Consider the following 12587-nt stretch of genomic DNA (forward strand, 5'->3'; position numbering starts at 1 on the left):
GGTGACCCCGGCCCGGAGGGCCGCGGTCACCGGGCGGCTCAGCCCCGCAGCTGCGCCACCAGGTCGTCGACGTCGGTCACCGGCCGCTGACAGACGAAACCCCGGCAGACGTACGCGGTGGCACGCCCGTCGACCATCGGCCGGTCGGCGAGCAGCGGCACACCCGGCTGGTCGCTGCGGCCGGCCACCACCACCGCGCCGGGCGGGGCGTGCCGGTGCGCCGCCGCCACCAGCGGGTCACCGGTCGGGTCGTCGGTCACCACGGCGATCTCGTACGGCCCGGAGAGCAGCGCCTCGCCCACGGTGGCGGCGTAGCCGGTGAACCGGGCGTGCCGCCCGACGATCGGCGCCACGGTCGACAGGGTCACCTCCGCCGCCTCCCGGTAGCGCGTCTCCCCGCTCAGCGCCGCGTATGCGACCAGCGCCGCGACGATGGCCGAGCGACCGGACGGGGTGGCGTTGTCGGTCGGGTCGGCGGGCCGGGTGACCAGCCGCTCGGCGTCGTCGGCGGTGTCGAAGAAGCCGCCGTCGGGCGCGGCGAAGCGGGCCAGCGCGGTGTCGAGGAGCTGACCGGCCAGTTCCAGCCAGCGCCCCTCGCCGGTGAGCTGGTGCAGGGCGCAGAACGCCTCCGCGACACAGCCGTAGTCCTCCAGCACGCCGGCCGGCTCACCGACCTGCTTGTCCCGGGAGACCCGGCGCAGCCGCCCGTCGACCAGGTGCGCGGTGGCCAGGTGTGCGGCGGTGTCCCGCATCGCGCCGTCGGCGACGATGGCGACCCCGTCCATCAGGTTCGCGTCCTCGTCGTCCGGGTTCGCGTACAGGGCCGCGACCTGGAGGAACTCAGCGATGGCGGTGATCGCCAGGCCGTTCCAGGCGGCCACCACCTTGTCGTCCCGGGCCGGCTGGGGGCGGGTGTCCCGGGCGGCGAGCAGTCGACCGACGACGCCCTGCCAGCGGGCCCGTACCGCCGGGTCGGCGTCGTCGACGTCCCGGGCCAGCCGCAGCACGCTGCTGCCGTGCTCGAAGGTGCCCTCTTCCGTCACGGTGAAGAGGTCGGCGGCGAAGCGGCCGTCCTCCTCGCCCAGCGCCTCGACCAGCTGGGCCGGGGTCCAGACGTAGGTGAGGCCCTCGACGCCCTGGGTGTCCGCATCCAGGGCGGAAGCGAAGCCCTCGCCCGGCTTGTGCAGCTCGTCGGCGAGGAACCGGGCGGTGTCCCGGGCGACCCGGCGGGCCAGCCGGTCACCGGTGAGCCGCCAGAGCTGGGTGTAGACCCGCAGCAGCAGGGCGTTGTCGTAGAGCATCTTCTCGAAGTGCGGCACCGTCCAGTGCCCGTCGACGGAATAGCGGGCGAATCCGCCGGCGAGCTGGTCGTAGAGGCCGCCGCGGGCCATCGCCTCGGCGGTGTGCCGGACGATCTCCAGGCTCTCCGCCGAGCCGGTGCGCTGGTGGTGCCGGAGCAGGAAGAGCAGGTTCATGTGCGGCGGGAACTTCGGCGCGCCGCCGAAACCGCCGTTGGTCCGGTCGTACTCCGTGGCGAGCTGCGCGGCAGCGGCGTCGAGCAGCTCGGCGGTGAGCGGGGCGGTGACCCCACCGACGGCCTGCGCGCCGCCGATCGCCTCGACCACCGCGGCACCCTGCTGGAGCACGGCGTCGCGCTGGTCGCGCCAGGCGGTGGCGACGGAGCCGAGCAGCCGGACGAAGTTCGCCCGGGGGAAGTAGGTGCCGCAGAAGAACGGGGTGCCGTCCGGGGTGGCGAAGACGGTCATCGGCCAGCCGCCCTGACCGGTCATCGCCTGGGTGGCGGTCATGTAGACCGCGTCGACGTCCGGCCGCTCCTCCCGGTCCACCTTGATCGCCACGAAGTCGTCGTTGACCAGCCGGCCGACGGCCTCGTTCTCGAACGACTCGTGCGCCATCACGTGGCACCAGTGGCAGGCGGCGTAGCCCACCGAGATGAGCACCGGCACGTCCCGCCGCTTCGCCTCGGCGAACGCCTCGTCGCACCAGGGCCACCAGTCGACCGGGTTGTCGGCGTGCTGGAGCAGGTAGGGCGAGGTGGCGTCCGCGAGTCGGTTCACCCGACGACCATAACCATCGGGCGGGTCCCACGCCCGACGCCCACCCGCCCCGGCCCGGGTCAGGTGACCGAGGACCGGGACAGGGCGGGCAGCAGCCTGCGGTCAGTCGTTCTTGAGCGGCAGCGTGACCGGACCGACGGTGACCCGGACCGGCTCGTCGTAGAACGGGTCGCGGGAGTCGAGGAAGATCCGGACCTCGACGTCGCCGGGCCGGAACCGGGCGCCGTTCGGCGGGGCCGCCGTCGTGGTGCTCCACGGCACCGCCTGACCCGGTACGCACTGGAGGGTCAGCGGCGCGACCCAACCCACCCGGCCGCTCTGCACCAGGCTGCCGGTGAGGTTCACCGAGGCGGACTGGCCGCAGGTCAGGGTGCCGCGCACCGTGGCCGTGCCGGCCGGCTGGGTGATCGTCCCGGTCGGGGCCAGCGCGATCTGCGGGTTCAGCGCCGGGGGCCCCGGCGGGTTGGTGAGGTGCACCTCGCCCCGCGCCGCTGGGGCTGCCCCGGCACAGTGCTGCTCGAAGGTCGCGTCGAGCTTCTCCAGGTAGTTGTACGGACCCCACGTGATGTCCTGGAGGGTGAACGAGCCGGTGAGGACCCCGTCGCAGGTCGCACCGTTGCCGTTCAGGATCATCCCGGGCGTGCCCTCCATGAAGGGCCAGGCGGTGGCGCCGGTGTAGGTGGTGCCGGCCACCAGCGGGCCGCCGACGGGCGCGAGCGCCAGGAAGAAGCCGACCCCGGTGACGGGGTCCTTCACCTGCGCCTGGGCCTCGAAGGGGTTGCCGAAGAGACTGGCCGTCATGCCCGAGGCGGTCGAGAAGGAGAAGGACTGCCCCCGGGTGATCGGGTCGTCCGGGTCACCGGTCAGGGTGAAGGTGCCCGAGGCGGGGCCGATGGGCGCCTCCGCCGAGGCGGGCGCGGCACCGGTCAGGCCGGTGGCCACGGTGGCCAGGGACAGCGCCGCGGCGAGCAGGGTTCGTCGCCAGGAACGGATCATTGTTGTCCTCCCCCGTCAGTTGGACATGACGGCGCTCGTCCGGCGTCCGTCTCCTTCGGAGGGTAGGGCCTGCGTGCCGCCTGCGATGTCCCGTCCGGCGGGGTGTCGGCGCGCCGGCTCCCGTTCCGTCCTGCTCGCCGACCGGCCTTCTCATATTCATTTTCGTGGATTTGAATCAGGAGACGCCCGGTCGACCCCGCCGCGGCACCCCGAAGGAGACGGTCCATGCGCAGACTCCCCGCCCTGCTCGCCCTCGCCACCCTCGCCGGGTCCCAACTGGTCCCCGGCACCGCCGCCGCGACGGTGCCGACCGACACCCGGGTCTCGGCGGCCACCGCCGTCGGCACCCACAACACCTACGAACGCGGCACCTACACCTACCTCGCCCAGGCCCTGGACGCCCGCCCCGGCCTGATCGAGCTGGACGTCTGGCCGGACGTCCTCACCCGGCAGTGGCGGGTCAGCCACTCCAACCCGCTCGGCAACGACAACAACTGCGTCGCCGCCACCAGCGCCGCGCAGCTCTACACCGGCACCCGGAACAAGAACCTGGAGCACTGCCTCGACGACCTGCGGCTCTGGCTGGGCGCGCACCCCGACGCCGGGCCGGTGATCCTCAAACTGGAGCTGAAGACCGGCTTCAGCAGCCGTACCGGGCAGGGGCCGGCGCAGCTCGACGCGCTGCTCGCCGCCCGGCTCGGTGACCGGGTGTTCCGCCCCGCCGACCTGCTCGGCGGCCATCCCGACCTGGATGCCGCCGCCCGGGCCGACGCCTGGCCCACCCGGGCGCAGCTCGCCGGCCGGGTGATCGTCGAGCTGATCCCCGGCACGGTCGAGGAGGGCAACCCGACCGACACTCTCTGGACCGACGTCGAGTACGCCCGCCACCTGGCCGGCCTGGCGGCGGCCGGCACGCTGTCCCGCGCGCAGGCGTTCCCCGCCGTGCACCGCGCCCAGGCCGGCGATCCGCGCACCCGGTACGCGGACCCCGCCCTGCGACCGTGGTTCGTCCTCTTCGACGGCGACGCCACCGCCTACGTCACCGGCGGCATCGACACCTCCTGGTACGACATCCATCACTACCTGCTGGTGATGACCGACGCGCAGAACGTCCCGCCCGCGGTGGGCACCGACGCGGACGCCGCCCGGGCCCGGCTCACCCAGCTCGCCGCGGCCCACGCCAGCGTCGCCTCGGCCGACTGGGCGGCCCTGCCCGCGGTCGTCGGTGAGGTCGTCCCCCGCGGCTGACCCGCGCCCTACCGTCCGGTCCGGCTGGACGACAGCCGGGCCGGGCGGTCAGGAGGCGCCGTCGGCGCGCAGCGGGAAGACGTTCCCCTGGGCGGTGTCGAGCAGCGAGCCGAGCACCGCGCCGATCTTGTCCGCCGGCATCGGCTTGAAGAAGTGGTAGCCCTGGGCCGCCGTGCAGCCCAGTTCGGCCAGGGCGGTCCGCTGCTCGGCGGTCTCCACCCCCTCGGCCACCACCCGCAGCCCCAACTCGTGGGCGAGCCCCACGGTGGTCCGGACGATCGCCGCCGCCTCCGGCGAGTCGGCCATCCGGATCACGAAGGACCGGTCCACCTTCAACTCGTCCACGGCGATCCGGGTCAGGAAGGTCAGCGACGAGAACCCGGTGCCGAAGTCGTCGACGGCGAGCTGCACCCCCATCGCGCGCAACGTCGCCAGCACCTCGTCGATCACTTCCAGCTCGCTCATCACCACCGTCTCGGTGATCTCCAGGACGAGCCGGTGCGGCGGCAGCTGGTGCCGGCGCAGCGCGTCGCCGATCTCGCCGGGCAGCCGGGGGTCGAGCAGGCTGCGCGCCGAGAGGTTCACCGAGATCGGCACGTCGATCCCGGCCCGGGACCACTCGGCCGCCACGCCCAGCGCCTTGTCCAGCACGTAGCGGGTGAAGGCGCCGAGTTGTTCGCTGTTCTCCACCGGGCGGATGAAGTCGGTCGGACCCAGCCAGCCGCGCCGCGGGTGCTGCCAGCGGATCAGCGCCTCCACCCCGGTCGGGGCGCCGGTCGCCAGGTCGACCGCCGGTTGCAGGGCCAGCACCAGCTGGTCGTCGGTCGCCAGCGCCTCCCGCAGCTCCGCGAGCAGCGCGAGCTGGTCGGTGCTGGCGTCGTCGCGGGAGCTGTCGTACGCGGCGACGTTGCCGCCGCCCTCCTTGGCCTGGTACATCGCGATGTCGGCCCGGCGCAGCAGCTCGGTCAGGTCGGCGGTGCCGGCGTCGGCCACCACCACGCCGACGGCCACCTCGACCGACATGCGTACGCCGGCCACCTCGGTCGGCGCGGCGAGCCGCTCGGCGATCTCCCGGGCCTGCCGCAGGGCGTACGCCGCGGGGGCGGCCCGGTCGCCGACCACCGGGACCGCGGTGAGCAGCACGGCGAACTCGTCGCCGCCGAGCCGGCCGAGCAGGTCACCGGGGCGGACCAGCGCGCCCAGCCGGTTGGCGGTGAGCCGCAGCAACTGGTCGCCGGCGGCGTGCCCGAGGGTGTCGTTGACCTCTTTGAACTGGTTGATGTCGAGCAGCAGCAGCGCCACCGGGTGGTCGTGGGCGAGCTGCCGCAGGGCCAGGTCGCCCCGGCTGAGCATGGCGGCCCGGTTCACCAGCCCGGTGAGCTGGTCGTGCACCGCCTCGTACGACGACCTCGCGGTCACCAGCCGCAGCTCACGGTGGGTGGAGGCGTCGTGCAACGCGGCGGCGAGGGCGTCGGAGAAGGCGGCGACGGCGTCCCGCTCGCGGGCGGTGGGCGGCGCCGAGCGGGGGAACCGCACCCGCAGCGCGCCGACGGTGGTGCTGCCCACCGTGAGGGGGCGGACCAGCTCGTGCTCGGCGGTGCCGGCCTCGGCGGGCCGCTCGATCTCCCGGTCCCGCACCTGCCCACCGTTGTCGGTCCGGTAGCGCCACCACCGGGCGTCGCCCCGGGCCACGTCCACATCGACCATCTCGGCGCCGAACAGGGTGAGCGCGCCGGCCGCGGCGGCGGTCGCCACGCCCCGCTCGTCGAGCTGGTTGAGGGCGGCGGTGGCCTCCGCGAAGGCCCGCCAGGTGCGCCGCTCCTGGTCGGCCCGGAGCCGGTGCCGGTAGGTCTGCTGGAGCAGCCACAGCGGGGGCGGCAGGAGCAGCAGCCAGCGGGCGTCGATCTCCAGGAGCACGACGACCAGCAGGCCGACGGCCACGTTGCCGACGAACATGAGCAGCTTGCCGCGGAGCGCGGTGAGCAGCGGCGGCCCGGGCGGGATGCCGAGTCGCAGCGCGAGGGTCGCCGCGCCGAGCCAGGCGGTGGCGAAGAGGTACGTCAGCGAGCCGGCGGCCAGGGCCACGGCGAGTTCCGGGGTGGGGGCGGCGAGCAGCGGCTGGCCGAGCGCCCGGGCCACCACGACGGCGAGCGCGGTGGCCGCGGTCAGCGACCCGGCGATCCGTACGAGTTCCAGCGCGGGTCGCCGGTCGGAGAGCAGTGACATGCCGGTCCACGCCGCCCCGGCGCCGAGCAGCGCGGCGGCCGGCAGCCATCCGGCGGGCACGAGATAGAGGCAGACGATCAGGGCGGCCTCGCCCCAGGTGATGCTCACCATCCCGGTGGCCGTACGGAACCGGAGCCGGGCGAGCTGGGCGACCGCGAACGCGGCCACGGCGATGGCGAACCGGGCCACCGCGGGCAGCGGGTCGTCGGCGGGGAGGGTGGCCGGGACGGTGAGACCGACCACGGCGGAGACGGCCGCGGTGAGCGCGACGGCGATGGTCAGCAGGAGCACCCGGACCGGAGTGCCACGGTGGCCCGGCCGATGGGGCGGATGGGCGTCCTGCGTGGAGGTCACGGAGCCACCCCGCGCGGCGGCGACAGGGCACGGTGGGCGGTCGCTGCGACGATGGTCATCGGGCGCCCCCCTTCCGCGCACGGCTCGGGGAGTTTTGGTCCCCCCGGCGGAAGGCTAAGCCAAAGCCGGTGGTCGCAACAGGGGGCGATGACCGGCTTCAACGTGAATCACGCGTGGACTACCCGTTTCGGCGCTGCTGGGAGCCGTTGGGGGCGTCCGTGGGTGAATCCTGCGTTCCCGTCCCGTCTGTCGGATCGACGACTGACGCATCCACCCGACCGTGCCCCGTCGGACCGGTCTGGGCCGGGAACTGGTCGGGCAGCCGGCGCAGCCGGGAGTTCATGTTGCGGATCAGCAGGACGGTGGCGGTGCCCAGCAGCAGGATGAGGAAGAGACCCATCGGCCCGGCCAGACCACCCGTGCGGGTGTCACCGAAGTTGTTCTCCGCGAGCACCTGGGCGGTGGTCAGCATGGTGTTCCTCCGTAGTGCGGCTGACCACCAGGGTAGCCCGCCGGCCGGTCAGCGGACATGGCACGTCTCCCGGACCCCGGCGAAGAGGTCCGACTCGGGCAGCGGGCTGTCGACCAGCGAGCGGGCGAGCTGGAAGTCCTCGGTCGGCCAGGCGCGCCGCTGGAGCTCCATCGGGACGTGGAACCAGAACCCGTCGGGGTCGATCTGGGTGGCGTGCGCGCGCAGCGCGTCGTCGCGGACCGGGAAGTATTCGGCGCACTCGACCCGGGTGGTGATCCGGGGGCCCTTGTCCGGGCGGCCCTCCCAGCGGGTGAGCCAGTCCTCGTAGGGCGAGGCGAGACCGGCGGCGAGCATCCCCTCGTGCAGCGCCGTGATCTTGCCCTTGGAGAAGCCGATGTCGTAGTAGAGCTTGAGCGGCTGCCACGGCTCGCCCAGCTCGGGGTGGCGCTCCGGGTCACCGGCGGCCTCGAAGGCGGCGACGGTCACCTTGTGGGTCATGATGTGATCGGGGTGCGGGTAGCCGCCCTCCTCGTCGTACGTGGTGACGACGTGCGGACGGAACTTGCGCATCAGCCGCACCAGCGGGGCCGCGGCCACCTCGACGTCCTGCAGGGCGAAGCAGCCCTCCGGCAGCGGCGGCAGCGGGTCGCCCTCGGGCAGGCCCGAGTCGACGAAGCCGAGCCAGGCCTGGTCGACGCCGAGGATCGCCCGGGCGGCGTCCATCTCCGCGCGGCGGATCTCGCCGATGTTGGCCCAGACGTCGGGCCGGTCCATCTTGGGGTTGAGCACGCTGCCCCGCTCGCCGCCGGTGCAGGTCACGACCAGGACGTCGACCCCTTCGGCGACGTATTTCGCCATGGTGGCGGCGCCCTTGCTCGACTCGTCGTCGGGATGGGCGTGCACGGCCATGAGACGCAGCTGCTCTGCCACCTTCGGCACTCCTCGTCTGTGTCCGCCGGCGGCCCGACCCCGGGCCGACCGGCTGACCTGCCGGTATCTCCCCCGCAACCCGGGCGATGCCGTCGGAGTGGCTGGTCGACGTCACCGTCGACCTGTCATCCTTGGCTCAGCGCCGGGCTGGGAAGATGGACTCTGCCATTCTTGCCGATGCCCCCGACAACCACGCCAGGAGATACCCGCCGGTGACCGAGACGCACGCCACAATCCCGCCGGGCGCGCCGGTCTTCCCACCCGGCCGCTACGGTCGCCGCCGCGAACCCGGGCGCCGCCGCCCGGTGCTGCTGGTGCTGGTGGTGGCGGTGCTGCTCGCGCTGCTCGGCCTGATGGCGACCAAGCTCTACAGCCAGTACGGCGACCCCACGTACAACGCCGAGGTGATCACCTACACGGAGGTGACCGACGCGCAGATCGTGATCCAGTTCCGGGTCCGGGTGCCGGCCGGGGGCTCGGCGACGTGCCTGCTGCGGGCCCGCTCCCACGACGGCGCCGAGGTGGGCCACGAGGAGGTCACCGTCACCGCCCGACCCGGCGAGCAGCAGGTCACCACCGAGCACCGGCTGGCCACCACGGCCCGGCCGTTCATCGGCGAGGTGCTGCGCTGTCGGCCGGCGGCCTGACCCCGCACCCCCGCTGAGCTGCGCAGACTCGCACCACACCCGGTAGGCCGGCCGGCACCCCGGGTGAACGGCGACACCCCGGGATGCCCTGCACTGGTAGCTTGGTGGTTCACCTGTCAGCCAGCCCGCACAACCGAGGAGAACGCCTGTGTCCACCAATGACAACGAGGCGCCCGCCACCTGGCTGTCCCAGGACGCGTACGACCGCCTGCAGGGCGAGCTCGACGAGCTGATCGCGAACCGGCCGGTCATCGCCGCCGAGATCAACGCCCGGCGCGAGGAGGGCGACCTGCGGGAGAACGGCGGCTACCACGCGGCCCGCGAGGAGCAGGGCAAGGCCGAGGGGCGCATCCTCTACCTCAAGGAGCTGCTCCGCACGGCCAAGGTCGGCGAGGCGCCGACCGCCGACGTGGTGTCGCCCGGCATGGTCGTGACGATCTACTTCGACGACGACACCGACGACACCGAGACCTTCCTGCTCGGCTCCCGCGAGATCGCCTCCACCACCGACCTGACGGTCTACAGCCCCGAGTCCGCGCTCGGCAAGGCGATCCTCGGTGGCCGCGCCGGCCAGACCTGCACCTACACGGCCCCCAGCGGCGCCGACATCAAGGTGACCGTGGTCAAGTTCGAGCCCTTCTCCGGCTGACCGCCGGATCCGGACCCGCGCCGGGCAGGCCCGGGTTCGACCCCGACCGGGGCTGACAGGCCGGTCGGACCCGACTGCTGCATCGTCCGCCCCGACCGTCCGACGGTCGGGGCGGACGCCGTTGCGGCCCCGGGAGGCGCGGCGACGGCTCAGCCCTCGCCGGCGAAGACCACCTGGTAACCGCTGGCCCGCAGCGCGCTGATCAACGTGTCGGAGTGCTCCACGCCCCGGGTCTCCACCGACAGCGCCACCTCCACCTCGCCGAGGCGCAGGTGCGGGTTGGCCCGCTGGTGCTCCACGTCCACCACGTTGGCCCGGTGCTCGGCGATCTCGCCGAGCAGCGAGGCGAGCTGCCCCGGCCGGTCCGAGCAGCGCACGGTCACCCGCAGGTAGCGGCCGGCCGCCGCGAGACCGTGCTCGATCACCCGCAGCATCAGCAGCGGGTCGATGTTGCCGCCGGAGAGCACCGCGACCACCGGCGCCTCCACCTCGATCACGCCGGCCAGCAGCGCGGCCACCCCCACCGCGCCCGCCGGCTCCACCACCTGCTTGCCGCGCTCCAGCAGCATCAGCAGCGCCCGGGAGATGTCCTCCTCGGAGACGGTGACGATCTCGTCGACCAGCTTGCGGACGTGGGTGAAGGTCAGCTCGCCCGGCCGGCCGACGGCGATGCCGTCGGCGATCGTGGCGAAGGCGGGCAGGCGGACCGGCTCGCCGGCCCGCAGCGAGGGCGGGAAGGCGGCGGCGCTCGCCGCCTGCACCCCGATCACGCGTACGTCCGGGCGCAACGCCTTGGCCACCACCGCCATACCGGAGATCAGGCCACCTCCACCGACCCCGGTGACGATGGTCTTGACGTCCGGGCACTGTTCGAGGATCTCCAGCGCCACGGTGCCCTGCCCGGCGATGACGTCCCGGTGGTCGAACGGGTGGATCAGCACCGCCCCGGTGCGCTCGGCGAAGGTCTGCGCGGCGACGAGCGACTCGTCGACGGTGTTGCCGACCAGCTCGACCTGCGCGCCGTACCCCTTGGTGGCGGCCACCTTCGGCAGCGGTGCGTTCACCGGCATGAAGACGGTGGCGTGCGTGCCGACCAGGCCGGCGGCGAGCGCCACGCCCTGGGCGTGGTTGCCGGCGCTGGCCGCCACCACGCCCCGCTCGCGCTCCGAGTCGGAGAGCCGGGAGATCCGCACGTACGCGCCGCGTACCTTGTAGGACCCCGCGCGCTGCAGGTTCTCGCACTTCAGCCAGGTGGGACCGCCGAGCGCCGCGCTCAGCGGCCGGGAGGGCTCCAGCGGGGTGGTACGCGTGACCCCGGCGAGGAGTTCCCGCGCAGCCCGTACGTCGGCGAGACCGACCAGTTCCGTCATGCCCCGATCGTGCCATCCGACCCACCCGTGGTCGGCGGCGACGCCACGGTCGGAACGGTCGGCACCTGCGGCGACGGGGCGGTCACCGGCTGCGGGGGGAGGGTCGGCCGCCCGACCGCCCAGACCGGCCCGGGGCGACCGGGCGCATTCGGTCCTCGTGTGCGCGGCAGGTGCGCACACGCTGGACGATCATGCGGTGGCCGGTGACCCCGTTCCGACGACCCGGGGGTAACCGGGGGCGTGCCGCTGCCAGGGGGCCTGCATCTCGAACTGACCGGCGACGCCGAGCAGCAGCAGCTCGGACCCGGGCGGGCCGACCAACTGCACGGCGACGGGCAGCCCGTCCGGGCGCCGGCCGACCGGCACCACGATCGCGGGCAGCCCGGCGATGTTCCACGGCGCGGCGTACGGGGCGTACCGGATGTTGGCCGCCATGTTCGCCGCCCAGGACCGGCCGGACCAACCGGCGGCCTCCGGCGGCGGCCCGGCGAGTGCCGGGGTGAGCAGCAGGTCGACCGAGTGGTCGGCGAAGAAGTTCACCGACCGCTCGCGCCAGGCGGCCCGGTCGGCCTCGCGGACGTACCCCCGGCGCTGCGCCCACTCGCCCAGCGCGACGTGCCGGCGGCTGCGCCGCTGGAGGTCGCGCCGGGCCAGCCCGGCGGCCTGCACGTCGGCGGCGGCCGCGGCGAACCAGGTGGCGATGCCCTGGAGCCCCAGCCGGGTCGGATAGACCGGGTCGGCCGGGACGGTGTCGTGCCCGGCGGCGGCGAGCAGCCGCCCGGCCGCGGCGACCGCGTCCCGGTTCGGCGCGTCCGGCGAGACGCCGCGCACCGGCGACCGCAGCGAGACACCGACCCGCAGTCGCGGCGGCGGCGCCAACCGGTCCGGACGGCGGCCGGCGAGCACCGAGAAGCCGACCACCGCGTCCGCGACGGTGCCGGTCAGCACGCCGTGCTCGGTGAGGCCGAACCAGTCCTCCGCGCCGAGCTGGCAGGGGACCACGCCCCGGCCCGGCTTGAGCCCGACCAGGCCGCAACAGGCGGCCGGGATGCGGATGGAGCCGAGTCCGTCGTTGCCGTGGGCCATCGGCACCAGGCCGGCGGCCACCGCGGCGGCCGCGCCGCCGGAGGAGCCTCCGGGGGTACGCCGGGAGTCCCACGGGTTGCGGGTCACGCCGGTCTCGTCATCGGTGAGCGCCCAGAGGCCGAGTTCCGGCATCCGGGTCACCCCGAGGATCACCGCGCCCGCGCCGCGCAGCCGCCGGACCACCTCGTGGTCGGCCTCCGCCACCGGCGTACGCACGGCGGCGGAGCCGTTCCAGGTGGGCAGCCCGGCGACGGCGGTGTTCTCCTTGACCGCGATCGGCACGCCGGCCAGGGGAAGGTTGGCCAGGTCCTCCTGCTCGTCGACCTTCTCCGCCTCGGTGATCGCCTCACCGCCACGGACCGCGCGGAACGCGGCGAGGCCGGCGTCGACCCGGGCGATGTGCTCCAGGTGGTCGGCCACGACCTGGGTGGCGGAGACGTCGCCCCGGCGTACGCCCCGGGCGATCTGCTTCGCAGTCGCCCCCACCCAGGTCGGCATGATGTCCTGCACGGCCATCCTCCCCCAGCGTGC

General features: G+C 74.1%; 10 protein-coding genes. 3 read left to right on the forward strand and 7 right to left on the reverse strand.

Annotated elements, in window-relative coordinates; all coding sequences use genetic code 11:
• Positions 1-38: 38 nt before the first annotated feature.
• Both ABUL08_RS18795 and ABUL08_RS18800 read right to left on the reverse strand, forming a co-directional pair.
• Complete coding sequence (locus tag ABUL08_RS18795; protein WP_350931222.1) at positions 39-2078, reverse strand: thioredoxin domain-containing protein; 2040 nt, start codon at positions 2076-2078, stop codon at positions 39-41.
• A 102-nt stretch (positions 2079-2180) separates the two neighbouring features.
• A complete protein-coding gene (locus ABUL08_RS18800) occupies positions 2181-3074 on the reverse strand; it encodes a hypothetical protein (RefSeq protein WP_350931223.1) in 894 nt (297 codons plus the stop codon).
• Positions 3075-3299: 225 nt separating this feature from the next.
• Here ABUL08_RS18800 and ABUL08_RS18805 point away from each other — a divergent pair, with 225 nt between their 5' ends.
• The gene (locus tag ABUL08_RS18805) at positions 3300-4322 is read left to right on the forward strand and encodes a phosphatidylinositol-specific phospholipase C domain-containing protein (RefSeq protein WP_350931224.1); all 1023 of its coding nucleotides are present in this window, start codon (positions 3300-3302) and stop codon (positions 4320-4322) included.
• Between the two features lie 48 nt (positions 4323-4370).
• Here ABUL08_RS18805 and ABUL08_RS18810 read toward each other — a convergent pair whose 3' ends face one another.
• From ABUL08_RS18810 to mca, 3 genes are all read right to left on the reverse strand, one after another.
• A complete protein-coding gene (locus tag ABUL08_RS18810) occupies positions 4371-6839 on the reverse strand; it encodes a putative bifunctional diguanylate cyclase/phosphodiesterase (protein WP_350938706.1) in 2469 nt (822 codons plus the stop codon).
• A 241-nt stretch (positions 6840-7080) separates the two neighbouring features.
• A complete protein-coding gene (locus tag ABUL08_RS18815; RefSeq protein ID WP_350931225.1) occupies positions 7081-7374 on the reverse strand; it encodes a hypothetical protein in 294 nt (97 codons plus the stop codon).
• Positions 7375-7422: 48 nt separating this feature from the next.
• On the reverse strand, positions 7423-8304 hold the full coding sequence (mca, locus tag ABUL08_RS18820) for a mycothiol conjugate amidase Mca (RefSeq protein WP_350931226.1): 882 nt from the start codon (positions 8302-8304) through the stop codon (positions 7423-7425).
• 212 nt (positions 8305-8516) lie between these two features.
• On the opposite strand from mca, the gene ABUL08_RS18825 reads away from it, so the two are divergent.
• Positions 8517-8951 carry a DUF4307 domain-containing protein gene (locus ABUL08_RS18825; protein WP_350931227.1) on the forward strand — a complete coding sequence of 145 codons (435 nt, stop codon included), beginning with the start codon at positions 8517-8519 and terminating at the stop codon, positions 8949-8951.
• Positions 8952-9099: 148 nt separating this feature from the next.
• Positions 9100-9600 carry a transcription elongation factor GreA gene (gene greA, locus ABUL08_RS18830; RefSeq protein WP_350931228.1) on the forward strand — a complete coding sequence of 167 codons (501 nt, stop codon included), beginning with the start codon at positions 9100-9102 and terminating at the stop codon, positions 9598-9600.
• Between the two features lie 149 nt (positions 9601-9749).
• Here the strand turns inward: greA and ilvA are convergent, their stop codons facing one another.
• Positions 9750-10970, reverse strand: a complete 1221-nt coding sequence (ilvA, locus tag ABUL08_RS18835) for a threonine ammonia-lyase (protein ID WP_350931229.1) — start codon at positions 10968-10970, stop codon at positions 9750-9752.
• Between the two features lie 189 nt (positions 10971-11159).
• The gene (locus ABUL08_RS18840; protein WP_350931230.1) at positions 11160-12572 is read right to left on the reverse strand and encodes an amidase; all 1413 of its coding nucleotides are present in this window, start codon (positions 12570-12572) and stop codon (positions 11160-11162) included.
• Between the last annotated feature and the right edge of the window lie 15 nt (positions 12573-12587).

It is taken from the genome of Micromonospora sp. CCTCC AA 2012012 (assembly GCF_040499845.1).
Lineage (GTDB): Bacteria > Actinomycetota > Actinomycetes > Mycobacteriales > Micromonosporaceae > Micromonospora > Micromonospora mangrovi.

Coding starts and splice junctions, on each gene's coding strand:
- ABUL08_RS18800 (WP_350931223.1), bottom strand. CDS start 3,074: ATGATCCGTTCCTGGCGACGAACCCTGCTCGCCGCGGCGCTGTCCCTG.
- ABUL08_RS18805 (WP_350931224.1), top strand. CDS start 3,300: ATGCGCAGACTCCCCGCCCTGCTCGCCCTCGCCACCCTCGCCGGGTCC.
- ABUL08_RS18815 (WP_350931225.1), bottom strand. CDS start 7,374: ATGCTGACCACCGCCCAGGTGCTCGCGGAGAACAACTTCGGTGACACC.
- ilvA (WP_350931229.1), bottom strand. CDS start 10,970: ATGACGGAACTGGTCGGTCTCGCCGACGTACGGGCTGCGCGGGAACTC.
- ABUL08_RS18840 (WP_350931230.1), bottom strand. CDS start 12,572: ATGGCCGTGCAGGACATCATGCCGACCTGGGTGGGGGCGACTGCGAAG.